Origin of the sequence: Citrobacter sp. TBCP-5362 (assembly GCF_005406305.1) — a bacterium.
Taxonomy (GTDB): Bacteria; Pseudomonadota; Gammaproteobacteria; order Enterobacterales; family Enterobacteriaceae; genus Citrobacter_B; species Citrobacter_B koseri.
In genome coordinates, this window is the sequence record NZ_CP040234.1 from 2,622,572 (window position 1) to 2,646,266 (window position 23,695).

The window sequence follows — 23,695 nt, forward strand, 5'->3', positions numbered from 1 at the left end:
GATCACGGATAATAAAGAGCATTGCTTATCAGTGATATGCCCCCATAGTGTGGTGTATACCCAATAGAGATCCTGCAACCACTATGCCTGAACAACAACGTTATACTCTGCCAACCAAACCCGGCGATCAGCGCCAGTTGGGTGAGCTTACCGGCGCCGCCTGCGCCACGCTGGTGGCGGAGATTGCCGAGCGCCATGCTGGCCCAATCGTGCTTATTGCACCTGACATGCAAAACGCCCTGCGCCTGCATGACGAAGTTCGCCAGTTCACCGACCAACTGGTGATGAATCTGGCGGACTGGGAAACGCTCCCTTACGACAGCTTTTCCCCACACCAGGAAATCATCTCTTCACGCCTGTCCACGCTTTACCAGTTGCCGTCAATGCAGCGCGGCGTATTGATTGTTCCGGTAAATACGCTGATGCAGCGCGTTTGCCCGCACAGTTATTTGCACGGCCACGCCCTGGTGATGAAAAAGGGTCAGCGTTTGTCGCGCGACGCCCTGCGCGCACAGCTGGATAGCGCGGGCTATCGCCATGTTGATCAGGTCATGGAACACGGTGAATACGCCACTCGCGGCGCGCTGCTGGATCTGTTTCCGATGGGCAGCGAACAGCCCTATCGTCTTGATTTTTTTGATGATGAAATCGACAGTTTGCGCCTGTTTGATGCCGATACCCAGCGTACGCTGGAAGAAGTCGACGCCATCAATTTGCTGCCCGCGCATGAATTTCCGACCGATAAAACGGCCATCGAGCTGTTCCGCAGCCAGTGGCGTGACACATTTGAAGTTAAACGCGACGCCGAGCATATTTACCAGCAGGTCAGTAAAGGCACGCTGCCTGCCGGGATCGAATACTGGCAGCCGCTGTTCTTCAACGAGCCGCTGCCGCCTCTGTTCAGCTACTTCCCGGCGAACACGCTGCTGGTGAATACCGGCGCGCTGGAAAACAGCGCTGAACGCTTCCAGGCCGATACCCTGGCGCGTTTTGAAAACCGTGGCGTCGATCCTATGCGCCCGCTTTTGCCGCCAGAATCCCTGTGGCTGCGGGTCGATGAGCTGTTCTCCGAACTCAAACGCTGGCCCCGCGTACAGTTAAAAACCGAACATCTGCCAGGTAAGGCGGCGAATACCAATCTGGGTTTCCAGAAACTGCCGGATCTGGCGGTACAGGCGCAGCAAAAAGCGCCGCTGGACGCGCTGCGTAGATTTCTTGAATCCTTCAACGGGCCGGTCATTTTCTCCGTAGAAAGCGAAGGCCGCCGCGAAGCGCTCGGGGAACTGCTCGCCCGTATTAAAATTTCACCCAAACGAATTTTGCGCCTGGATGAGGCGCTCGACGCCGGACGTTACCTGATGATTGGCGCTGCGGAGCATGGCTTCATTGATACGCAGCGTAATCTGGCGCTTATTTGCGAGAGCGATTTGCTGGGTGAACGCGTTGCGCGTCGCCGTCAGGACTCACGTCGCACGATTAACCCCGACACGCTGATCCGCAACCTGGCGGAACTGCATCCTGGCCAGCCGGTGGTACACCTTGAGCATGGTGTGGGGCGTTATGCGGGTATGACGACGCTGGAAGCCGGCGGCATCAAGGGCGAGTACCTGATGCTCACCTACGCCAACGACGCCAGACTGTACGTACCGGTGTCATCTTTACATCTCATCAGCCGCTATGCCGGAGGCGCCGAAGAGAACGCGCCGCTGCATAAACTGGGCGGCGACGCCTGGTCTCGCGCCCGACAGAAAGCCGCGGAGAAAGTGCGCGACGTGGCGGCAGAGCTACTGGATATTTACGCCCAGCGCGCGGCAAAAGAAGGTTTCGCCTTTAAGCACGATCGCGAGCAGTATCAACTGTTCTGCGACAGCTTCCCGTTCGAGACCACGCCAGACCAGGCGCAGGCCATTAACGCCGTCCTGAGCGATATGTGCCAACCGCTGGCAATGGATCGTCTGGTGTGCGGCGACGTCGGCTTCGGGAAAACCGAAGTGGCGATGCGCGCCGCGTTCCTGGCGGTGGAAAACCACAAACAGGTCGCGGTGCTGGTGCCTACCACCCTGCTGGCGCAACAGCATTTCGATAACTTCCGCGACCGCTTCGCCAACTGGCCGGTGCGCATCGAAATGCTCTCCCGTTTCCGTAGCGCCAAAGAGCAAGCGCAGATCCTTGAGCAGGTCGCTGAGGGGAAAATCGACATTCTGATCGGCACTCATAAGCTGCTGCAAAGCGATGTGAAATTAAAAGATTTGGGCTTGCTGATTGTCGATGAAGAGCACCGTTTCGGCGTGCGGCATAAAGAGCGCATCAAGGCAATGCGCGCCGACGTTGATATTCTGACGCTGACGGCAACGCCAATCCCTCGTACGCTCAACATGGCGATGAGCGGTATGCGCGATCTGTCGATCATTGCCACACCGCCCGCCCGTCGTCTGGCGGTAAAAACCTTCGTCCGCGAATATGACAACCTGGTGGTGCGCGAGGCTATCCTGCGTGAAGTTCTGCGCGGCGGCCAGGTGTATTATCTGTATAACGACGTGGAGAATATCCAGAAAGCCGCGGACCGACTGGCGGAACTGGTGCCGGAAGCCCGCATCGCGATTGGTCACGGGCAGATGCGCGAGCGCGAACTTGAGCGTGTTATGAACGACTTCCACCACCAGCGCTTTAACGTTCTGGTGTGTACCACCATTATCGAAACCGGTATTGATATTCCAACCGCGAACACGATCATCATTGAACGCGCCGACCATTTCGGCCTGGCGCAGCTCCACCAGCTACGTGGTCGCGTTGGACGTTCACACCATCAGGCGTATGCCTGGCTGCTGACGCCGCATCCAAAAGCGATGACGACCGACGCGCAAAAACGTCTGGAAGCCATTGCCTCGCTGGAGGATTTGGGCGCTGGTTTTGCGCTGGCGACCCACGACCTCGAAATTCGCGGCGCTGGCGAGCTGCTTGGCGAAGATCAGAGCGGGCAGATGGAGACCATCGGCTTCTCGCTGTATATGGAGCTGCTGGAGAACGCCGTGGATGCGCTGAAAGCCGGACGTGAGCCGTCGCTGGAAGACCTCACCAGCCAGCAGACGGAAGTCGAACTGCGTATGCCGTCGCTGCTGCCGGATGATTTTATCCCGGATGTGAATACGCGTCTGTCGTTCTATAAACGCATTGCCAGTGCGAAAAACGAAAACGAGCTGGAGGAGCTCAAGGTAGAGCTGATCGACCGTTTCGGACTGCTGCCTGACCCGGCGCGCAATCTGCTGGATATCGCGCGTCTGCGCCAACAGGCGCAGAAGCTGGGCATTCGAAAACTGGAAGGCAACGAGAAAGGCGGTACGATCGAGTTTGCCGAGAAAAATCACGTTAACCCAACCTGGCTGATTGGTCTGTTGCAAAAACAACCGCAGCACTTCCGCCTCGACGGCCCGACACGCCTGAAGTTTATTCAGGATCTGGCGGAGCGTAAAACGCGTATGGACTGGGTGCGCCAGTTTATGACGCAACTGGAAGAAAACGCGGCGGCGTAACGCCCTACGACGCCGGATGGCGGCGCAAGCGCCTTATCCGGCCTACGGGAAGCATACCCTGTAGGCCCGGTAAGCGCAGCGCCACCGGGCACATCGCCTTATCCGGCCTACGAGAAGCATACCCTGTAGGCCCGGTAAGCGCAGCGCCACCGGGCGTAATGCCCTCTGCCATCCCCGCGTTTTCGCCCACATTTACAACACTTTGCACTTCTCTTGCACTTCAAGACATGACAACCCGCCATAATGATCATTGACTCAATTTATTACAATAACCATTTGATTTGTGATGATAATGAATAACATGCGACTTTCCCGCTGGCTGGCGTTTTTTACGCTCGCCGCGTCCGTAGCGCTGGCGATACCGGCGCAGGCGAACACCTGGCCGCTTCCTCCTCCCGGCAGCAAACTGGTGGGCGAGAATACATTTCACGTTGTCGAAAACAACGGCGGCTCGCTGGAGGCGATTGCTAAAAAATACAATGTCGGTTTTTTAGCGTTGCTACAGGCAAACCCGGGCGTTGATCCTTACGTTCCCCGCGCGGGCAGCGTTCTGACCATCCCTCTGCAAACCTTACTGCCGGACGCGCCACGCGAAGGTATTGTGATTAACCTCGCCGAATTGCGTCTGTATTACTATCCTCCCGGAAAAAATTCGGTGACCGTGTATCCGATCGGTATCGGTCAACTGGGTGGCGATACGCTGACGCCAACGATGGTCACTACCGTCTCGGATAAGCGCGCGAACCCAACCTGGACACCTACGGCGAATATCCGCGCCCGTTACAAGGCTCAGGGAATAGACCTCCCTGCCGTGGTTCCCGCCGGGCCGGATAACCCAATGGGCCATCATGCGATCCGCTTAGCGGCTTATGGCGGCGTCTATTTGCTGCACGGCACGAATGCTGATTTCGGTATCGGGATGCGCGTCAGTTCCGGTTGTATTCGCCTGCGTGACGGTGATATTGAGACGCTGTTCCGTCAGGTCACGCCGGGTACGAAGGTCAACATTATTAATACGCCGATCAAAGCGTCCGTTGAACCTGGCGGCATGCGCCTGGTAGAAGTCCACCAGCCGTTATCGAAGAATATTGATGACGATCCGCAGATATTGCCGATCGTATTGAACGGTCAAATGCAGGCTTTCAAAGATGCCGCACAGACCGATGCCGCCGTTATGGAGCATGTTATGGAAGTGCGTTCAGGAATGCCGGTCGATGTCACCCGCCATCCCGGGATAACGCAGCAGTCGATGTAACGTCGGATAATAAAAAAGCCCCGCTCAGACAGCGGGGCTTTTTTGTGGCAGTAGCAGTGGCATTAATGAGGGTTAATGCTTATTTGTAGATAACCGCAGTCCCGTGGAGGGTGTTAGGACCGGTTACCGAAGTAATGCGGAAAGATTTCGCGCCCATTTCATCCGCTTTTTGCGCCAGTTGATCTTCCAGAGATCCCAGGTTAGTCCCGGCGGTTGCGGAAATGGTGCCCACTTTCTGTTGATCTACTGGCGTCGCCTGAACTTCAACAGCAGCGAAACTTGCGAAAGAGAGTGAACTCAGTACAGCGGCAGCAATGAGGGTTTTTACGTTTTTCATGATAGTGACCTTTAGCAGATGAACGGTGTCGAAATATTTACTTAACGATCGATAGGTAAATCATAGATGTGATCCAGGTCACACGTCAACATTTTTTTATAACGATCATTATTTAAATTAAAAAGAACTTATTTTTCATATCAATACAGGTGAATTATTTTTCTTCTGAATGCGCTGGAGACTGAGCGGGATTATTTTTATAATGGTTGTTCAACAAACCCAACAAGGTACAACGGCATCATGACAACTGACTCGACAGGTTGCGTAAAAAAAAGCCGTGGCCGACCAAAAGTGTTCGACAGGGAAGCCGCGCTTGACAAGGCCATGACACTCTTCTGGCAGCACGGCTATGAAGCAACATCGCTCGCCGACCTCGTGGAAGCGACCGGCGCAAAAGCGCCCACGCTGTACGCAGAATTTACGAACAAGGAAGGGTTGTTCCGCGCAGTGCTGGATCGCTATATCAGCCGCTTTGCGGCAAAGCATGAGGCCCAACTCTTTTGTGAAGAAAAAAGCGTTGAGTCTGCGCTGGAAGACTATTTCACCGCCGTCGCGACATGCTTCACCAGTAAAGACACCCCTGCCGGGTGCTTTATGATCAACACGTCCGCCACACTGGCCGCCTCCTCCCGTGAAATCGCCCATACGGTGAAATCCCGCCACGCAATGCAGGAGCAGACGCTGACCCAGTTTTTGCGCCAGCGGCAGGAGCGCGGTGAAATTCCGGCGCACAGCAATCCACAAACGCTGGCGGAATATCTGAACTGTATTTTACAAGGAATGTCGATCAGCGCGCGTGAAGGCGCGACGTTTGACAAGCTGATGCAGATAACCCGCACCACCCTACGGCTGTGGCCGGAGATGCTGAAGGCTTAGCGCCTGACCGTCTGATAAAAAAAGCCCCTCAGCCTGAGCGAATGAGGGGCTAACGTGCAGAGTACAGCTTTTTTTACGCGTCGTTATTCAGAATCAATTGACCGTTATTATCCAGCGGGATTTGCGTTCCGGGATCTTTATCCATGCGGATTTTCCCCTGCTGATCGCCAATCTTGTAAGTGACGTCATAGCCCAGCATTTTCTCTGACTTGTCATACACCGTTTTACAACGCTGCTGCGTAGAGGTGTAGGTGTCATTTTCCTGCATTGATCCCTGGATTTGGTTACCGGCGTACCCTCCGCCCAGCGCCCCAACGACGGTCGCCACATCTTTACCACGACCACCGCCGAACTGATGACCAATCACGCCGCCAGCAACCGCGCCAAGCACCGAACCGGCAATGCGATTTTCGTCCTGAACAGGTTTGCGGTGCGTGACCGTCACGTTGCGGCATTCCTGACGCGGTGTTTTGACGGTTTCTTTTATAGGTGTGGCTGATACGACTTGCGCATATTTCGGGCTACGGTCAAAAACGTTCAGACTGGCCACCGCCGCCACACCCAGCGCAGCAGCTACGCCAATCCCTATACCCGCCAACATTGATTTATTCACGGGAATTCCTCCTTTTTTGCTATTAGTAACAATTTTGCAACCAGCAGTGGGGTTAAGCAAATCAGAAAGAGGATGAAAAGTGCGGGGTTATGCGGCAAACAGACACGATTCAGAGAACTCTGAAGCAGATGGCGCGATTAAATTGCCGGATGGCGGCCGGTGGCCTTATCCGACCTACAGACGGTGAGGGCTGATGCCGGATGGCGGCCGGTGGCCTTATCCGGCCTACATGCAGTGCGAGCCGTAGGCCTGATAAGCGAAGCGCCATCAGGCGATACGGTAAGGATTAATGCAGTTTCAGACGCGGGCGAATCACACGGTTAATGCTGCCTACTAACATCATTAACCCGGTTTTAAAGTAACCGTGCAGCGCAATCTGGTGCATACGGTAAAGCGAAATGTAAACAAAACGCGCAATACGCCCTTCCACCATCATTGAACCGCGCATCAGGTTCCCCATCAGGCTGCCGACAGTCGAGAAATTAGAGAGCGATACCAGCGAACCGTGATCTTTATAAACGTAGTCTTTCATCGGTTTGCCTTTCATCTGCGCCAGAATATTATTCAGTGCGCAGCTTGCCATCTGATGCGCGGCCTGAGCGCGCGGCGGCACAAAGCCCCCTTCAGGACGTGCGCAGGAAGCACAGTCGCCGATGGCATAAACATCCGGGTCACGGGTGGTTTGCAGCGTCGGTTCAACCACTAACTGGTTGATGCGGTTAGTTTCCAGCCCGCCAATATCTTTCAGGAAATCAGGCGCTTTAATCCCTGCCGCCCACACCATCAGGTCAGCTTTGATGTGTTCGCCATCTTTCGTGTGCAGGCCGCCTTCGTCTGCGCTGGTCACCATCGTCTGAGTCAGTACGCGTACGCCCAGTTTGGTCAGTTCGCTATGCGCCGCAGCGGAAATACGCGGCGGCAGCGCAGGCAGAATACGCTCACCGGCTTCAACCAGCGTCACGTTCAGCGCTTCGTTAGTCAGGCCTTTGTAGCCGTAGCTGTGCAGCTGTTTCACAGCGTTATGCAGTTCCGCAGAAAGCTCCACGCCCGTTGCGCCGCCACCGACAATCGCAATGTTGACCTTACCGCTAACACCCATGCTGGAAGAGTATTTCAGGAACAGGTTCAGCATTTCCTGATGGAAGCGACGCGCCTGATGCGGGTTGTCCAGGAAAATACAGTGTTCTTTAACGCCAGGGGTGTTGAAGTCGTTAGAGGTGCTGCCCAGCGCCATCACCAGGGTGTCGTACGCGATTTTACGCTCAGGAACCAGCAGTTCCCCTTTCTCGTCACGCAGTTCCGCAATGGTGATCGTTTTCGCTTCACGATCGATATCCATAACCGAACCCAACTGGAACTGGAAACCATGATTACGCGCATGCGCCAGGTAGCTCAGAGCGTCCACGCCTTCGTCCAGTGAACCGGTCGCCACTTCATGCAGCAACGGCTTCCACAGATGGCTGTGGTTTCTGTCCACCAGCGTGATTTTTGCCTTTTTCTTACGACCCAGTTTTTTACCCAACTGAGTCGCCATTTCAAGCCCGCCAGCACCGCCGCCGACAATCACGATCTTTTTCAATGGTGTAGTCAACGTGACCCCCTTAAATTTATTAACCAATTGTTAAGTAAAAGTTATAAATATAGCCTTTAATTAACAACAAGTTACGGTAATGCAAAGTGACTTCGCTAGTGAGAATAACACGAACGGTGCATTGGTCATACCAAAATTGATGTACATCAAGTTTTCTCGCTGAAAAGATAGACAACCCTGCCTGAATGCTCATAAAAAAACCAGCCCGAAGGCTGGTTTCTGAGGGGGGTTATCGGGTTACAACGGCTTAGCCTAACGTTTTAAACGCTTTTATCCGCTGTAAATGAGGAGAGATATTCTTAAATTTATGGGTCTGCTCTTCGTCCCAGACAATTTCATAGAAATGATGCAGCTCTTTTGCCGAACGATGGCTGTCCAGCGCTTCATCATGCCGGGACAGGATCACCAGGCAGCGATCGCGGTTTTTTTCGCGGAAATTGGTGACGCATTTCGTTGCGATATCGGCATACTCTTCCGGGCGGTCGATTTTGCCTTCCATGTTCTCATAGGGGAACAGATTAGGGTTGAATACCACCTGGCGTATGTCGCACAGGAAGCCAATCCGCTCCGCCCAATACCCACCCAGTCCTACGCCACAAATTAATGGCCGATCGTCCACATTCAGTTGCAACATTTTGTCTACTTCTTTCAGCAGATGCTGCATGTCATGTTTGGGATGCCGTGTGCTATAGCTGATCAGTCTGACATCCGAATCAATAAACTGTAGCTGCAACACTTTCTCGTGGTTACCCGGACTGTTGGAGTCAAAACCGTGTAAATAGATAATCATCGCATCCTCACACAAAACTCGGGTTAATGACCTGCTTTTTCTTCCTGCCAGCGTTCATGCAACTGGTTAAGCTGGGCGCTGACCGTTTTCCAGCGTGCGGAGTCCATCAACTCCTGACGCGAAAATGAACCTTTATGATACAAACGCGTAACACGTTCTGCATTGATCGGCGACAGATTATCTAACACGCTGACCGCTCCTTTACGATTATTACAGACTAGGATCATATCGCAACCCGCATCCAGCGACGCCTGCCCGCGCTCTGCGTAGCTCCCCATAATCGCCGCCCCCTCCATCGACAGGTCATCGGAGAAAATCACGCCATCAAAACCAAGTTCCTCACGCAGCACCGTTTTCAGCCAGTGCGGTGAACCACTCGCCGGACGCGGATCGACATCGCTGTATATGACGTGCGCCGGCATAATCGCATCAAGTTTGTTCCCGGTGATTAGCGAACGGAACACCGACATATCCCTGGCGCGAATTTCCGCCTCAGGACGCGGATCGGTTGGCGTTTCTTTGTGCGAATCGGCAGTGACTGCCCCGTGTCCGGGGAAGTGCTTACCGGTGGTTTTCATTCCGGCAGCATGCATCCCGTCGATAAAACGCGTCGCCATTGCCAGAGCTTTAAGCGGATCGGCATGGTAAGAACGCTCGCCAATTGCTGCGCTGATATGCCCGACATCCAGCACCGGCGCGAAACTGATATCAATGTCCATCGCGATCATCTCGCTGGCCATTAGCCACCCGGCATCCTGCGCCAGTTTGCCCCCTTCTTCCAGCCCGTGCAGCGCAGCAAAAGATTGTGCGGCTGGCAGGCGGGTAAAACCTTCACGAAAACGCTGTACGCGTCCGCCTTCCTGGTCAACCGCCACCACCAGATGATTGCGCGAAGCCGCCCGAATCTGGCGGACTAACTCGCGCAGCTGCTCCGGGTCATGATAATTACGCGTAAAGAGGATCAGCCCCCCCACCAGCGGATGGGCCAGAATCTCGCGCTCTTCTGCGTCCAGCTCAAACCCTTCGACATCCAACATTACTGGACCCACACTGCTCTCCTTATCCTTTCTTTTTCAGCTGCCGCCAGGCGTCGTCGGCCAGCCTGATAAATTGTTGTTCGCCGGTTTGCTGCCAACGGTATTCAAACCATCCGGCTTTCAGCATCATTACCCAGGGGCGCCATAACCTGACCTGCCGCCATAGCGTTTGCGGACAGATATGCGCAACGGCGGCATAGGATGCCACCAGCCGTTGATGCTGCCGCTCATCCTCTACCCATACGGCGGCCAGCTCCAGAGCGATATCGCCGTCCCCGGCGTATTCCCAGTCAATCAACCGTAGCCCCGATGCCGTCTGTACCAGGTTATCGCCGTGGACATCCATATGCAAAGGCGCCAGACGCAGCGGACGAGGTTCCCGCGCCGCTCGCAGCCGTTTTAGCATCCGTAGCCAGTACGGCGTCCTGCGTGCCGGATCGCTCCCCTGCCAGTAGCGCATAAGCAGCGGTAACAGCGAAATACGCCAGCCAAAACGCGGTTGTTGATGCAGATGATACAGTAAGCCCGCCAGTTCGTCGGTATCCGGTAATCCAGATTTTACCTCTCCCTGCAAATAGTCCACCGCCATCCAGCCGGGAATATAAAAACGCGGTCTGGGGGCAAGGGTTTCCGGTAAACGTGACAACGCGTGATACTGACGCAAAAAATCAGATTCAGGCGCGAAGGGATCATGATGGCAACGGAGCACCAGACGGCGGGCGTCATGTTCAATGATGCAACTCCCGCCGCTTAATCCGTTGTGGCAGGCGGCGACGGGATGATATTGCGGGAAGTAGCGCGACAAAACGTCGTCGCGCGTCAGTAGATTATTGTTGCTGGACTGCACCTTTACCTGACCAGATTATCTCGCCAGTTTGTACCAGCATTAACTGCATTTGCAGCGATGGCGCATTGACGTTACCCGCCGCGCTGGAATAGAGCACATATTGCGCCCCTACGTTACGGGCGATGCCAATCGCTTTACTGCGCGTACCGAGGCTGTCCTGCGGTGATAAACCCAGTTGCTGCTTCGCCATCGCCAGTTGCTGCGCGGAAACCAGCGTAAATTTACCGTTATTCGCCAGCGCATTACGTAAAGTCTCTGTGGCCTCGCCCGCGTTGAGCGAACCGTTGGTGCGGTTATTTACGCTATCGACCAGCAGTACATTACCCGCCGTTACGCCATCAGCCTGGAGCATTTTTCCGACCATCGGCTGCATCGCGCTGTTCCAGTCATAATGGCGCACGCGCGGCGCAGGCTGTGCGGTCTGGTCTTCGTGTTCAATCGGGCCCGGCTGCTGCGGGATCGTCGGCACCGATGGCACGACCGGCACAGGCTGCTGCGGCTCAGTTGGCTGTTCCGGCGCCGGTTTGACTTCATCAACCGGTGCGGGTTCACGTTGCCCCACACAACCGGAGAGAAATATCGCCAGCGCGGCCACCAGTGCGTAGCGATTCATTTTCGTCATCAAAATTCACCCCTTACAAATAAAGATAAAGTCTAACCTTATGCGCCCCCAGATAATTGGCGCTGCCATACAGCGTGACCGACGAACGCGCCGGGATAGTCACGCTGCGTGGCGCTTCCAGAGGATGCATTTCCAGCCCTCTGGCGTCATACCAGTAAAACCGATAATGCACGGTAACGGGTTCTTGCCTTTCGTTATAGAGGCGTGAGGATGCAGAAGGCTGAATATCGGACGTCGTCAACGCAGGCGCTTCCGCCGTGATACCGGCCGCCAGCAGCGTTGACTCCATCACCAGTGTCTGTTCATCACTGACCGGAATTTCAGGGTGTGAACGACAACCCACAAGCAACAGTAAGGCCAGTGATATCGCAAGGCATCCTCTGGTCATTGTCAGAGGCCTTTATGCGCCAGCATCGGCCCCAGCGCACGCCCGCCCAGCAGGTGCATATGAATGTGATAAACCTCCTGCCCGCCATGACGGTTAGTATTCATGATCAGGCGGTAGCCGTCTTCGGCAATGCCTTCCTGCCCGGCAATTTTTGCCGCGACGGTGATCATACGGCCCAGCGCCTGTTCGTGCTCCGCCGTGACATCATTAACCGTTGGGATCAGGGTATTCGGGATGATCAGAATGTGCGTGGGCGCCTGCGGCGAAATATCGCGAAATGCGGTAACCAGTTCATCCTGGTAAACGATATCCGAGGGGATTTCACGACGGATAATTTTGCTGAATATAGTTTCTTCTGCCACGACATTTTTCCTTTTTTCAAAATTAGCCATAACGTTGCGCCATGCTACGCCGAGCCACACTGCGAGTATAGAGTATGAGCGAGTTACTCACGCTCTTTCAACTTTAACCCACGATTTATTAAGCAAAAAATCTGTCAGTTGCTGCGCTTATACTCATTTCCCTCTTCTCTCTGCACCTCATAGCACTGAAACAAGATTTCATTTTCACCCGTAACATCTGTTTACAGCATTAATGCAAGTGCGTATATTTCGCATTTGCATTTTCATGCGCATTTGATGGTTAGAAAATTAAAAGGGTTCGCCATGCCATTTCATGGTTTGAACTTAACGTTCATCATTATTAGGGGTTTTTCGATGTCTTTCACAACACACACCCAGGATGAGCAGCGTCAGCCTGCCGCAGTTCCCACACTGCTGGCAGCCTGCATCGCTATGGCATTGATGCCTTCCACCAGCTTCGCCGCTACCACAACAGAAGAAACAATCGTTGTTGATAGCGCATCACAAGCCGACACGTCCAGCGATGAAGAACAGGACTACAACGTTAAAACGACAACCGCTGGCACTAAAATGCAGATGGCGCAGCGCGATATTCCTCAGTCTGTCAGTATCATCAGCCAGCAACGCATGGCTGATCAGCAATTACAAACCCTTGGCGATGTGATGGACAGCACACTGGGTATCAGCAGAAGCCAGTCAGACTCCGACCGCAACCTCTACTACTCACGCGGTTTCCTCATCGACAACTACATGGTCGATGGCATCCCCACCTATTTTGAATCACGCTGGAATCTTGGCGATGCCCTTTCTGACACGGCCCTGTTTGAACGTGTGGAAGTCGTACGCGGCGCAAATGGATTAATGACCGGAACCGGCAACCCTTCCGCGTCTATCAATATGATCCGCAAACATGCCACCAGCCGTGAATTCAAAGGTAATGTGTCTGCGGAATATGGAAGCTGGAACAAACAGCGTTACGTAACCGATTTACAAAGCCCGCTGACAGAAGACGGTAACGTACGTGCGCGGATTGTTGCGGGTTATCAGAACAATGACTCATGGCTGGATCGTTATAACAGCGAGAAAACATTCTTCTCCGGCATTATCGATGCCGATCTGGGGAGCACAACCAGCCTTTCCGCCGGGTATGAATATCAACGCATCGACGTTAACAGCCCGACCTGGGGCGGTTTACCTCGCTGGAATACGGATGGCAGCACCAACAAATATGACCGCTCGCGCAGTACCGCTCCAGACTGGGCTTACAACGATAAAGAGTTTAATAAGGTCTTTGTCACGCTGAAGCAGCGTTTTGCGGATACCTGGCAGGCAACGCTCAACGCCACACATTCTGAAATCAAATTCGACAGTAAAATGATGTACCTGGATGCCTATGTCAATAAAGACACCGGTATGCTGGTTGGCCCTTACGCCAACTACGGACCAGAGTACGGTTACATTGGCGGTACGGGCTGGAACAGCGGCAAACGTAAAGTCGATGCTGTCGATCTTTTCGCCGATGGAGGCTACGACCTGTTTGGCCGTCAGCATAACCTGATGATCGGTGGAAGCTACAGCAAACAGAATAACCGCTATATGAATACCTGGGCGAACGTATTCCCGGATGAACTGGGCAATTTCTACAACTACGACGGTAACTTCCCGGAAACAAACTGGGGTCAACAAACCATTGCCCAGGATGATACCACGCACATGAAATCGCTCTATGCAGCGACCCGCATTTCGCTGGCCGATCCGTTGCATCTGATCATCGGCGCTCGCTACACCAACTGGAGTATCGACACGCTGACTTACCGGATGGAGAAAAACCATACCACGCCATATGCCGGACTGGTGTATGACATTGATGATAACTGGTCTGCCTACGCCAGCTATACTTCCATCTTCCAGCCACAGAACTATCGTGATAGCTCGGGTAAATATCTCGCCCCTATTACGGGTAACAACTATGAAGTGGGCTTGAAATCTGACTGGATGAACAGCCGCCTGACCACCACATTGTCGGTCTTCCGTATTGAGCAAGATAACGTCGGCCAGTCGACCGGTAGACCGATTTCAGGTAGTAACGGCGACACAGCGTATAAAGCGGTAGATGGAACCGTCAGCAAAGGCGTTGAATTCGAAATTAACGGCGCTATCACCGACAACTGGCAGATGACCTTCGGGGCAACGCGCTTTATCGCGGAAGATAACGAGGGAAATGCGGTGAATCCGAACTTGCCACGTACAACCGTGAAGTTGTTTACCAGCTACCGTCTGCCAGTCATGCCTGAGTTGACCGTCGGCGGTGGCGTTAACTGGCAGAACCGTGTTCACGGCAGCGACACTGTCACACCATACGGCACATGGCGCGCGGAACAAGGCAGCTATGCGTTAGTGGATCTGTTCACTCGCTACCAGGTAACCAAAAACTTCGCCGTACAGGGCAACATTAACAACCTGTTAGACAAAACCTACGACACCAATATCGATGGTTCTATTGTCTACGGCGAACCACGTAACGTCAGCATTACTGCAAGCTATCAGTTCTGATAACGTTACTGACGAGAAGGGAGCCATCTGGCTCCCTTTTTTACGTTCTCGCAAGCCTGATGGCGGCTAACGCCTTATCAGGCCTACAACTGTGCTATAACCGTAGGCCGGATAAGCCACGCGCCATCCGGCAACACAGCGTAAAAAAGGCAGCCATTTGGCTGCCTTAGTTCTCCCCAACGTCTTACTGCTTAGCTATTGCGGATGTATTCATCCATTTCCGTTTTCAGGTTATCGGATTTCGTACCGAAAATGGCCTGAACGCCGGAACCTGCGACGACGACACCAGCTGCACCAAGCGTCTTCAGGCCAGCCTGATCCACTTTAGCAACGTCAGCGACGCTAACGCGCAGACGGGTGATACATGCGTCGAGGTTAGTGATGTTCTCTTTACCACCAAACGCGGCGATCAGGGCCGGAGCCATTTCACTGGTTGCGCCCACTTTTCTGTCTTCGCTCGCGTCTTCACGACCCGGCGTTTTCAGATCCAGCGCTTTAATCAGCACACGGAAGACGGTGTAGTAAATAATCGCATAACCTGCACCAACAATCGGGAACAGCCACAGTTTGCTGCTGTTGCCAGACAGAACGATGAAGTCGATCAGACCGTGCGAGAACGATGTACCGTCACGCATACCCAGCAGGATACAGATCGGGAATGCCAGACCTGCCAGAATCGCGTGGATAACGTACAGAATCGGCGCAACGAACATGAAGGAGAACTCGATCGGCTCGGTGATACCGGTCAGGAACGAGGTCAACGCTGCGGAGATCATGATACCGCCCACTTTCGCGCGGTTTTCCGGTTTAGCAGAGTGCCAGATCGCGATAGCCGCAGCAGGCAGACCGTACATTTTGAACAGGAAGCCGCCGGACAGTTTGCCCGCAGTCGGGTCGCCCGCCATATAGCGAGGAATGTCGCCGTGGAACACCTGACCTGCTGCGTTGGTGTATTCACCGATCTGCATCTGGAAAGGAACGTTCCAGATATGGTGCAGACCAAACGGCACCAGGCAGCGCTCAATGAAGCCATAGATACCGAACGCCACAACCGGGTTCTGGTAAGCAGCCCACTGAGAGAACGTCTGGATAGCCGTCCCGATCGGCGGCCAAATGAAGGACAGGATCACGCCGGTGAAGATGGCAGCCAGACCAGAAATGATCGGCACAAAGCGTTTACCCGCAAAGAAGCCCAGATACTCAGGCAATTTGATACGGTAGAAGCGGTTGAACATGTACGCTGCAATCGCACCGGAGATAATCCCCCCGAGAACACCAGTATCCGCCAGGTGTTTTGCTGCGATTTCTTCAGCAGGTAAATGCAGAACCAGCGGCGCAACCACGGCCATGGTTTTGACCATGATGCCGTAAGCGACAACCGAGGCCAGAGCCGAAACGCCGTCGTTGTTGGTGAAGCCCAGTGCGACACCAATGGCGAAAATCAGCGGCATATTTGCAAAAACAGAACCGCCTGCTTCTGCCATAACGTGCGACACAACGGCTGGCAGCCAGCTGAAGTTAGCGGAACCGACGCCCAGCAGGATACCTGCGATAGGCAGTACGGATACCGGTAGCATCAGCGATTTACCGACCTTTTGCAGGTTAGCAAATGCATTCTTAAACATAATTAGGAGTGCTCCTGAGTATTTGTGCTTATACACTTCATCCTTCAAACCGCCTCAGCGTTGGCTGCGCTCGTTCATCCCAGTCACTTACTCAAGTAAGCTCCTGCAATTCACTCACTTGCCGCCCTGATGCAGCCTGAATGATTTTGTGTATTCTACGTTTTCACGCATTGGCGAGGGGGGAGAACCTCGCCGTGGACAGGGCATCTAAGCGCCCTTTATTTATTACACAGAGTAAAATAAATAAGCTCGGTTTTGTTTGACGGCTATCACGTTTCAGCTCCAGACAGCCATAAAACCATCACATTCTGACAAAATGAGTGTCTGAATGTTACAATTCGCTCATTCACCGCCCATTTTGTGGCGGTGAACTTTACTCGCTTTGAATATTAATTACGAGATTTAAAAAAACTCAGTTAACGGGTTGATTGCAGGCGAGAAGCGTCGATGTGGAACAGGCGGGCAAAGTTTTCAGTGGTTGCCTGCGCCAGTTCTTCAACGGCAACACCCTTCAATACGGCCATATACTCTGCAACATCGCGAACCATTGCAGGCTGGTTCTCTTTACCACGATGTGGCACCGGAGCAAGATAAGGGGAGTCCGTCTCAACCAGCAGACGATCCAGAGGAACATAGCGGGCGGCATCACGTAACTGCTCGGCGTTGCGGAAGGTCACGATCCCGGAAAAAGAGATATAAAACCCAAGATCCAATAATTTACCCGCCGTCTCCCTGTCCTCTGTAAAACAGTGTAGTACGCCACCGCAATCCGTCACTTTTTCTTCGCGCAAAATCGCCAGCGTATCGGCGCGTGCGTCACGGGTATGCACAATCACGGGTTTATTTAATTCACGGCCAATCTGAATATGGTTAATGAAGGATTCTTGCTGGCGAACTTTTGTTTCCGGCGTATAAAAATAATCCAGCCCGGTCTCCCCCATGGCCACCACGCCTTCTTCAGCGGCAAAGCGACGCAGGTCTTCCACATCGTATGTTTCATCCTGGTTTAACGGGTGTACGCCGCAGGAAAACACAACGTTATCCCGCTCGCCAACCAGTTCGCGCATACTCCGGTATCCGGGCAGGGTTGTCGCCACCGCCAGGCAGAACTTCACCTCGCGCACGGCGGCTTTTGCCAGCACGTCATCCACGTCCTTATGCAGAGATTGATAATCCAGGCCATCAAGATGGCAGTGTGAGTCGACTAAAAACATAATGTCTCTCTCAAAGATGGGAAACAGGCAACACGGCGCCTGGTTGCAGGTAATGCTCTATGCGGAGAATAAGATCGGTTAATACCAGTTCGCGGTTTAATCCGGTCACGTTAATCAGCTGTTCGCGACAATGGCAGACATCGCTGAGTATGGCCTGGATGCGTGCGACGGATAACCGTTCAGCTATCGACGCCACCAGCGTTCCGGCATCCTGATTTGTCAGACTGGAAGCGCCATACCGGTATTTAAGGGCATCCATAAGCAGCGTCGCCAGCCAGTGTAAACGTACGGCGGCCTGTTCGTGATTCAACACCAACAGAAGGATATACCAATCGCCGGATTGCAGCGTATTCGCCAGCGCTTCGCAAAGCGCGTTACGATGCGCCCAGCTGTCGGCCTGCAACAACGCCAGAGCGGCGCCGGGAGCCCCTGCGCTCAGGCGCAGCGCCGCCAGCAACGTCTCTTGTGACATTGTCACTTCACGAGAAAGCCATGAAACAGCGTATTGTTCAGATGGCGGCGCAAGATGATGCAGACGGCAGCGGCTGCGTAAAGTCGCCAGCAGGCGTGCCGGTTCACGGCTGGCAAGGAAGAACCAGGTTTGCTCCGGCGGCTCTTCCAGCGTCTTTAATAAGGCATTCGCCGCGGCATCAGTCAGCAGGGCCGCATCCGGGATCAACACGACTTTCGCGCCGCCAAGTCGAGAATGTTCGTACAGCTTCTCGCCCACGTCGCGTACCGCGTCCACGCCAAGGGTGCTTTTTCCCTTTTCCGGCAACAGCGAATAATAGTCAGGATGCGTACCCGCCTGCATTAACTGGCAGCCACGACAGCGCCCGCAGCTTTTATGCCCTTCCGGTTGCTGGCACAGCAAATAACGACTGAGGGCATAAATCAGCGCATCATCCCCCATTCCGGGCAACGCCTGAATCAGTAACGCATGGTGGCCCCGACCCGCCTGATAGCTTGCTACCAGTTTTTCAAAGTCTGGCCGTAACCACGGATACCATTTCATGCACCCTGCTCCTTGATCCAGGCCGTTACGGTTGTGCGAATATCGTTCATCACAGCCTCCAGCGGCTGAGTCGCATCAATGGTGCGAATGCTGGCATCGCTGGCGGCCAGCTCAAGGTAGCGGGCACGCGTGCGATTGAAGAAATCCAGAGACTCCTGCTCAATGCGGTCAAGTTCGCCGCGCGCGCGCGCGCGTTTTAAGCCAACCTCCGGCGTCACATCCAGATACAGGGTCAGGTCAGGACGGAAGTCGCCCAATACAGCATCACGCAGCGTCGCCAGCATTGTCTGATCGATCCCACGGCCGCCACCCTGGTAGGCCTGAGTGGACAGGTCATGGCGATCGCCAATGACCCACGTTCCTTTCGCCAGCGCAGGCTTGATAACGGTTTCCACCAGTTGCACTCGCGCGGCATAAAACATCAGCACTTCAGCTTTATCCGTGATCGTTTCATCACCCACCGATTTGATGTCCAGCACCAGACTTCTTAATTTCTCTGCAAGCTGGGTGCCGCCCGGCTCACGCGTAAAAATCATGTCGTGAATACCCAGTTGCTCAAGTGTCTCCACCACCACGTTACGCGCGGTGGTTTTTCCGGCGCCTTCCAGGCCTTCGATGACGATATAGTTACTGCCCATTTTTTTCCTTAAGCACTTTCAGGTAGTCCTGCACTGACCGGTTATGGCTGGCAAGATTGGTGTTAAACGTGTGACCGCCCTTTCCGTCAGCCACAAAATAGAGGTACGGCGTTTTCGCCGGATGCGCGGCGGCTTTCAAAGAGGCTTCGCCAGGCATGGCGATAGGACCTGGCGGCAACCCGGTGATGGTATAGGTGTTATACGCCGTCGGCGTTTCCAGCGCCGCACGCGACAGCTTACCATTATAACTCGCCCCCATGCCGTAAATCACGGTCGGATCGGTCTGCAAACGCATACCAATACGCAGACGGTTAATAAAGACCGATGCCACCTGATCGCGTTCGCTGGCGACGGCCGTCTCTTTCTCGATAATAGACGCCATCGTCACCAGTTGATTCTTATCTTTATAAGGCAGCCCTTCCGCGCGCCCTTCCCAGACGTCATCTACCGCTTTAACCATCTTTTGATGCGCACGCTTCAGAAGCGCGACATCGGTGGTGTTGGCGGTATACATCCAGGTGTCCGGCCAGAACCAGCCTTCAAGCCACTCCGGGGTCTCCAGCTTCAGCGCCTGCGCGACGGTTTCGTAGCGGTCATCGCTAAGCGTATGCTGAATATAAGGCGCATTCCGCAACTGATTCAGGTAATCGCTCAGGCGCATCCCTTCGACCAGACGTAGCGGGAACTGTGCTTCTTTACCGCTTTCCAGCAGTTTCAGCATCTCCCGTACGGTCATGTCAGGCGTTAAACGATAGGTGCCCGCTTTAAAGTTTGATAATTCAGGTTCAACGCGCAACAACCACTGAAACACGCGCGGCCGATTGATAATCTTGTCGGCGTAGAGTTGATCGCCTAATGCCAGACGCCCGGTTCCGGCCTTCAGGGTAAAGATCGTCTCTTCTTTTATTAACAAGGGACTGTCGGCCAGTTGGCGCACTTTCCACATTCCTGCGCCAGCGGCAATGCCCAACACAACGACCAGCAGAAGGAAAAAGCGTAACATTCTTTTCATGACTAATTCGGGTGCTCACAAAGTGGGGCTAAAAAATCGAACAATGAACGTGCAAACATCAGTTTATCGCCACAGGCGCGCACGGGAATCACGGGCATCAACGCATTGCAGATAACCATCTCATCGGCCTGCATAAGCGCGTCCTCCCCGGCATACACTTCGACAACCTGGAAAGGCGATTGTGCCAGCGACTGTAAACAAAATTGTCGCATAATGCCGTTTACCCCCGCCTGATCCAGGCGCGGCGTATACACCACATTCTCTTTACGCCAGAACAAATTAGCCGCACAGCATTCCGTAACCCATCCCTCGCTGTCAAGAACCAGCGCTTCATCGGCGTTTGTCTGCTCAAGATGAGACCGGATCAGTACCTGTTCCAGCCGGTTAAGGTGTTTTATACCCGCAATCATAGGGTTACGCCCCAGCCGTACGGGGCTTAGCGCCAGCGTAATACCTTCCGTACGCCAGCGTTCATAATGAGTGGGATAAGGAGAAACGGATAAAATTCGCGTGGCCGCACGACAGTTTGACGGGCTGTAGCCCCTGCCGCCGCTGCCACGACTCAGAATAACTTTCAGTACGCCACTGTTCTGGCCTGCTGCCATCGCCGTCATTTCGTGTTGCAGTTCCGTCCATTGACTGAAGGGAAGCAGCAGTTTTTCGCAGGCATCCTGCAAACGGCGAAGGTGTGCGGTCAGGAGGCAAATTCTACCGTCACGGATTCGCGCAGTAGTGAAACAGCCATCGCCAAACTGCGTCGCGCGATCGCTTGCGGCAAGAGAATCCTGTTCACGGCCATTAATTAAGAACATAGTGGCTCCTTATTCGTGGTCGATTAGTGTGGCAGGATGGTTAACACAGGACAAGGGAAGAAAGCTGAATAAAAAAGGCCCGACAAGCGGACCTTTTTACTCTCTGGTGGAACGACTTAGACCTTTTTGAAGATCAACGAGCCGTTAGTACCACCAAAGCCGAAGGAGTTACACAGCGTATACTCCATTCCGTTAACCTGACGAGCTTCGTGAGGCACAAAGTCCAGGTCGCAACCTTCATCCGGGTTATCCAGGTTGATGGTTGGCGGAACAGCCTGGTCGCGCAGCGCCAGGATAGAGAAAATGGACTCTACCGCGCCCGCAGCACCCAGCAAGTGACCCGTCATGGATTTCGTCGAGCTGACCAGCACACGGCTTGCCGCATCGCCAAAGACAGATTTTACCGCCTGAGTTTCCGCTTTATCGCCTGCCGGTGTAGACGTACCGTGGGCATTGACGTAACCAATCTGACCCGGCTCAATGGCCGCATCACGCAGCGCATTGACCATCGCCAGCGCGGCGCCCGCGCCGTTTTCCGGCGGTGACGTCATGTGATAAGCATCGCTGCTCATCCCGAAGCCAACGATTTCGGCATAAATTTTCGCGCCGCGCGCTTTTGCATGTTCGTACTCTTCCAGTACCACCATGCCCGCGCCATCGCCGAGAACAAAGCCGTCACGCTCTTTATCCCACGGGCGGCTGGCCGCTTGCGGGTTATCATTACGTGTAGACAGCGCACGCGCTGCGCCAAAGCCACCGACACCCAGCGGCGTACTGGCTTTTTCCGCACCACCCGCTACCATCGCGTCCGCATCGCCGTATGCAATGATACGCGCGGCATGACCGATGTTATGTACGCCTGAGGTGCAGGCGGTAGCGATAGAGATGCTTGGCCCACGCAGGCCGTACATGATGGTCAGGTGACCTGCCACCATGTTAACAATCGTCGACGGAACAAAGAACGGGCTGATCTTACGCGGCCCACCGTTCACCAGGGAACTGTGGTTTTCTTCGATCAGTCCGAGACCGCCGATACCAGAGCCGATAGCGGCGCCAATACGGGCTGCGTTCTCTTCCGTTACTTCAAGGCCAGAATCCTGCATGGCCTGAACGCCAGCGACAATTCCATATTGAATGAAGGCATCCATCTTGCGCTGTTCTTTGCGCGATATGATATCGTCACAGTTAAAATCCTTTACTAAGCCAGCAAATTTCGTTGCATAGGCGCTAGTATCGAAATGGTCGATCAGGCTGATGCCACTCTGACCGGCAAGGAGAGCTTTCCAGGTAGACTCTACGGTATTGCCGACAGGAGACAACATGCCCAGTCCGGTCACAACTACACGACGCTTAGACACGTTTGTCCTCCAGGGAGGGAAAATGATTCTAGTGGGACAAAAAGATAAAACTCAGGCGGTCGAATGACCGCCTGGAGATGTTCACTTACGCCTGGTGGCCGTTGATATAATCAATGGCAGCCTGAACGGTGGTGATTTTCTCAGCTTCTTCGTCCGGAATCTCAGTATCAAACTCTTCTTCCAGAGCCATTACCAGCTCAACGGTGTCAAGAGAATCTGCGCCCAGGTCTTCAACGAAAGAAGCATTGTTGGTAACTTCTTCCTGCTTAACGCCCAGCTGCTCGCCGATAATTTTCTTAACGCGTTCTTCGATAGTGCTCATACTCTTAAATTTCCTATCAAAACTCGCTTTCGCGATGGTTTTCGTAGTGTATAAAATGTTGAAAAATTTGCAACTAAATCCCGGCAGTTCTTACCACGATTTTACGTTATTTTGAGGCCAAGACCAACAATAACGCAAATATTTTTCGTGGTTAAACCATATACATTCCGCCGTTGACGTGCAGAGTCTCACCAGTGATGTAACTTGCTTCGTCAGAGGCTAAAAATGCAACCGCACTGGCGATTTCCTGAGCGCCGCCGAGGCGGCCCGCAGGAACCTGCGCCAGAATACCCGCACGCTGATCATCAGACAGCGCACGCGTCATGTCCGTTTCAATAAAGCCCGGAGCCACAACATTGACAGTAATCCCACGCGACGCAACTTCACGCGCCAGTGATTTACTGAAGCCAATCAGACCCGCTTTCGCCGCAGCGTAGTTGGCCTGACCCGCATTTCCCATGGTACCAACCACAGAACCGATAGTGATAATACGTCCATGACGTTTTTTCATCATAGCGCGCATTACCGCTTTTGACAGACGGAAAACAGATGACAGATTGGTTTCGAGAATGTCGTTCCACTCATCATCTTTCATTCGCATCAGCAGATTATCGCGAGTGATACCGGCATTATTGACCAGGATATCAACTTCACCAAATTCTGCGCGAATATTTTCCAGAACAGATTCAATAGATGCCGGATCGGTCACATTCAACATCAGACCTTTACCGTTCGCACCTAAGTATTCGCTAATGGCCTGAGCGCCATTTTCGCTGGTAGCAGTACCGATGACTTTCGCGCCACGGGCAACGAGCGTCTCAGCAATTGCGCGGCCAATGCCACGGCTTGCACCGGTAACCAGCGCGACTTTTCCTTCAAAACTCATGGTTTTCCTCTT

General features: G+C 53.7%; 22 protein-coding genes. 4 read left to right on the top strand and 18 right to left on the bottom strand.

What is annotated here, in order from left to right:
* The first annotated feature begins 83 nt into the window (after positions 1-83).
* The gene (gene mfd, locus FD428_RS12565) at positions 84-3,530 is read left to right on the top strand and encodes a transcription-repair coupling factor (RefSeq protein ID WP_114848563.1); all 3,447 of its coding nucleotides are present in this window, start codon (positions 84-86) and stop codon (positions 3,528-3,530) included.
* A gap of 289 nt (positions 3,531-3,819) precedes the next feature.
* Positions 3,820-4,785, top strand: a complete 966-nt coding sequence (locus FD428_RS12570; RefSeq protein WP_024130431.1) for a L,D-transpeptidase family protein — start codon at positions 3,820-3,822, stop codon at positions 4,783-4,785.
* Between the two features lie 79 nt (positions 4,786-4,864).
* Here the strand turns inward: FD428_RS12570 and bhsA are convergent, their stop codons facing one another.
* Complete coding sequence (gene bhsA, locus FD428_RS12575; RefSeq protein WP_047457498.1) at positions 4,865-5,122, bottom strand: multiple stress resistance protein BhsA; 258 nt, start codon at positions 5,120-5,122, stop codon at positions 4,865-4,867.
* 240 nt (positions 5,123-5,362) lie between these two features.
* On the opposite strand from bhsA, the gene comR reads away from it, so the two are divergent.
* A complete protein-coding gene (comR, locus tag FD428_RS12580; protein WP_114848564.1) occupies positions 5,363-5,998 on the top strand; it encodes a TetR family copper-responsive transcriptional repressor ComR in 636 nt (211 codons plus the stop codon).
* Positions 5,999-6,071: 73 nt separating this feature from the next.
* Here the strand turns inward: comR and FD428_RS12585 are convergent, their stop codons facing one another.
* From FD428_RS12585 to hinT, 8 genes are all read right to left on the bottom strand, one after another.
* Entirely contained in the window at positions 6,072-6,611 is a 540-nt protein-coding gene (locus tag FD428_RS12585; RefSeq protein WP_024130433.1) for a glycine zipper 2TM domain-containing protein, read from the bottom strand.
* A gap of 286 nt (positions 6,612-6,897) precedes the next feature.
* Entirely contained in the window at positions 6,898-8,202 is a 1,305-nt protein-coding gene (gene ndh / locus FD428_RS12590; RefSeq protein WP_024130434.1) for an NADH-quinone dehydrogenase, read from the bottom strand.
* A gap of 247 nt (positions 8,203-8,449) precedes the next feature.
* On the bottom strand, positions 8,450-8,992 hold the full coding sequence (gene ycfP / locus FD428_RS12595; protein WP_012132812.1) for an alpha/beta hydrolase YcfP: 543 nt from the start codon (positions 8,990-8,992) through the stop codon (positions 8,450-8,452).
* Positions 8,993-9,015: 23 nt separating this feature from the next.
* Complete coding sequence (gene nagZ, locus FD428_RS12600; RefSeq protein ID WP_024130435.1) at positions 9,016-10,041, bottom strand: beta-N-acetylhexosaminidase; 1,026 nt, start codon at positions 10,039-10,041, stop codon at positions 9,016-9,018.
* Positions 10,042-10,051: 10 nt separating this feature from the next.
* A complete protein-coding gene (thiK, locus tag FD428_RS12605) occupies positions 10,052-10,876 on the bottom strand; it encodes a thiamine kinase (protein WP_114848565.1) in 825 nt (274 codons plus the stop codon).
* A complete protein-coding gene (gene lpoB, locus FD428_RS12610; protein ID WP_114848566.1) occupies positions 10,857-11,498 on the bottom strand; it encodes a penicillin-binding protein activator LpoB in 642 nt (213 codons plus the stop codon). The genes thiK and lpoB overlap by 20 nt, the downstream gene beginning before the upstream one ends.
* Positions 11,499-11,511: 13 nt before the next feature.
* Entirely contained in the window at positions 11,512-11,886 is a 375-nt protein-coding gene (locus FD428_RS12615) for a YcfL family protein (RefSeq protein ID WP_049008937.1), read from the bottom strand.
* Positions 11,887-11,888: 2 nt separating this feature from the next.
* Positions 11,889-12,248, bottom strand: coding sequence for a purine nucleoside phosphoramidase (gene hinT, locus FD428_RS12620; RefSeq protein ID WP_047463701.1), 360 nt, complete (start codon positions 12,246-12,248; stop codon positions 11,889-11,891).
* 354 nt (positions 12,249-12,602) lie between these two features.
* Here hinT and fhuE point away from each other — a divergent pair, with 354 nt between their 5' ends.
* Positions 12,603-14,801 (top strand): ferric-rhodotorulic acid/ferric-coprogen receptor FhuE, encoded by a 2,199-nt coding sequence (fhuE, locus tag FD428_RS12625; RefSeq protein ID WP_114848585.1) that lies wholly within the window; start codon positions 12,603-12,605, stop codon positions 14,799-14,801.
* A gap of 191 nt (positions 14,802-14,992) precedes the next feature.
* On the opposite strand, the gene ptsG is transcribed toward fhuE, so the two are convergent.
* From ptsG to fabG, 9 genes are all read right to left on the bottom strand, one after another.
* Positions 14,993-16,426 (bottom strand): PTS glucose transporter subunit IIBC, encoded by a 1,434-nt coding sequence (ptsG, locus tag FD428_RS12630; protein WP_114848567.1) that lies wholly within the window; start codon positions 16,424-16,426, stop codon positions 14,993-14,995.
* Between the two features lie 416 nt (positions 16,427-16,842).
* Entirely contained in the window at positions 16,843-17,640 is a 798-nt protein-coding gene (locus FD428_RS12635) for a metal-dependent hydrolase (protein ID WP_114848568.1), read from the bottom strand.
* Positions 17,641-17,650: 10 nt separating this feature from the next.
* On the bottom strand, positions 17,651-18,655 hold the full coding sequence (gene holB, locus FD428_RS12640; RefSeq protein ID WP_114848569.1) for a DNA polymerase III subunit delta': 1,005 nt from the start codon (positions 18,653-18,655) through the stop codon (positions 17,651-17,653).
* On the bottom strand, positions 18,652-19,293 hold the full coding sequence (gene tmk, locus FD428_RS12645; RefSeq protein ID WP_012132824.1) for a dTMP kinase: 642 nt from the start codon (positions 19,291-19,293) through the stop codon (positions 18,652-18,654). The genes holB and tmk overlap by 4 nt, the downstream gene beginning before the upstream one ends.
* The gene (yceG, locus tag FD428_RS12650) at positions 19,283-20,305 is read right to left on the bottom strand and encodes a cell division protein YceG (protein WP_058669006.1); all 1,023 of its coding nucleotides are present in this window, start codon (positions 20,303-20,305) and stop codon (positions 19,283-19,285) included. The genes tmk and yceG overlap by 11 nt, the downstream gene beginning before the upstream one ends.
* 2 nt (positions 20,306-20,307) lie before the next feature.
* On the bottom strand, positions 20,308-21,117 hold the full coding sequence (gene pabC / locus FD428_RS12655) for an aminodeoxychorismate lyase (protein WP_114848570.1): 810 nt from the start codon (positions 21,115-21,117) through the stop codon (positions 20,308-20,310).
* A gap of 116 nt (positions 21,118-21,233) precedes the next feature.
* Entirely contained in the window at positions 21,234-22,475 is a 1,242-nt protein-coding gene (gene fabF / locus FD428_RS12660) for a beta-ketoacyl-ACP synthase II (RefSeq protein WP_058669004.1), read from the bottom strand.
* An 85-nt stretch (positions 22,476-22,560) separates the two neighbouring features.
* Entirely contained in the window at positions 22,561-22,797 is a 237-nt protein-coding gene (acpP, locus tag FD428_RS12665; protein WP_000103754.1) for an acyl carrier protein, read from the bottom strand.
* 151 nt (positions 22,798-22,948) lie between these two features.
* Positions 22,949-23,683, bottom strand: coding sequence for a 3-oxoacyl-ACP reductase FabG (gene fabG / locus FD428_RS12670; RefSeq protein ID WP_012132828.1), 735 nt, complete (start codon positions 23,681-23,683; stop codon positions 22,949-22,951).
* Between the last annotated feature and the right edge of the window lie 12 nt (positions 23,684-23,695).

Excerpts from the sequence above, each read along its gene's own strand:
- mfd (WP_114848563.1), top strand. The coding sequence starts at position 84 with ATGCCTGAACAACAACGTTATACTCTGCCAACCAAACCCGGCGATCAG.
- bhsA (WP_047457498.1), bottom strand. The coding sequence starts at position 5,122 with ATGAAAAACGTAAAAACCCTCATTGCTGCCGCTGTACTGAGTTCACTC.
- comR (WP_114848564.1), top strand. The coding sequence starts at position 5,363 with ATGACAACTGACTCGACAGGTTGCGTAAAAAAAAGCCGTGGCCGACCA.
- ycfP (WP_012132812.1), bottom strand. The coding sequence starts at position 8,992 with ATGATTATCTATTTACACGGTTTTGACTCCAACAGTCCGGGTAACCAC.
- lpoB (WP_114848566.1), bottom strand. The coding sequence starts at position 11,498 with ATGACGAAAATGAATCGCTACGCACTGGTGGCCGCGCTGGCGATATTT.
- FD428_RS12615 (WP_049008937.1), bottom strand. The coding sequence starts at position 11,886 with ATGACCAGAGGATGCCTTGCGATATCACTGGCCTTACTGTTGCTTGTG.
- fhuE (WP_114848585.1), top strand. The coding sequence starts at position 12,603 with ATGTCTTTCACAACACACACCCAGGATGAGCAGCGTCAGCCTGCCGCA.
- ptsG (WP_114848567.1), bottom strand. The coding sequence starts at position 16,426 with ATGTTTAAGAATGCATTTGCTAACCTGCAAAAGGTCGGTAAATCGCTG.
- FD428_RS12635 (WP_114848568.1), bottom strand. The coding sequence starts at position 17,640 with ATGTTTTTAGTCGACTCACACTGCCATCTTGATGGCCTGGATTATCAA.
- holB (WP_114848569.1), bottom strand. The coding sequence starts at position 18,655 with ATGAAATGGTATCCGTGGTTACGGCCAGACTTTGAAAAACTGGTAGCA.
- tmk (WP_012132824.1), bottom strand. The coding sequence starts at position 19,293 with ATGGGCAGTAACTATATCGTCATCGAAGGCCTGGAAGGCGCCGGAAAA.
- yceG (WP_058669006.1), bottom strand. The coding sequence starts at position 20,305 with ATGAAAAGAATGTTACGCTTTTTCCTTCTGCTGGTCGTTGTGTTGGGC.
- pabC (WP_114848570.1), bottom strand. The coding sequence starts at position 21,117 with ATGTTCTTAATTAATGGCCGTGAACAGGATTCTCTTGCCGCAAGCGAT.
- acpP (WP_000103754.1), bottom strand. The coding sequence starts at position 22,797 with ATGAGCACTATCGAAGAACGCGTTAAGAAAATTATCGGCGAGCAGCTG.
- fabG (WP_012132828.1), bottom strand. The coding sequence starts at position 23,683 with ATGAGTTTTGAAGGAAAAGTCGCGCTGGTTACCGGTGCAAGCCGTGGC.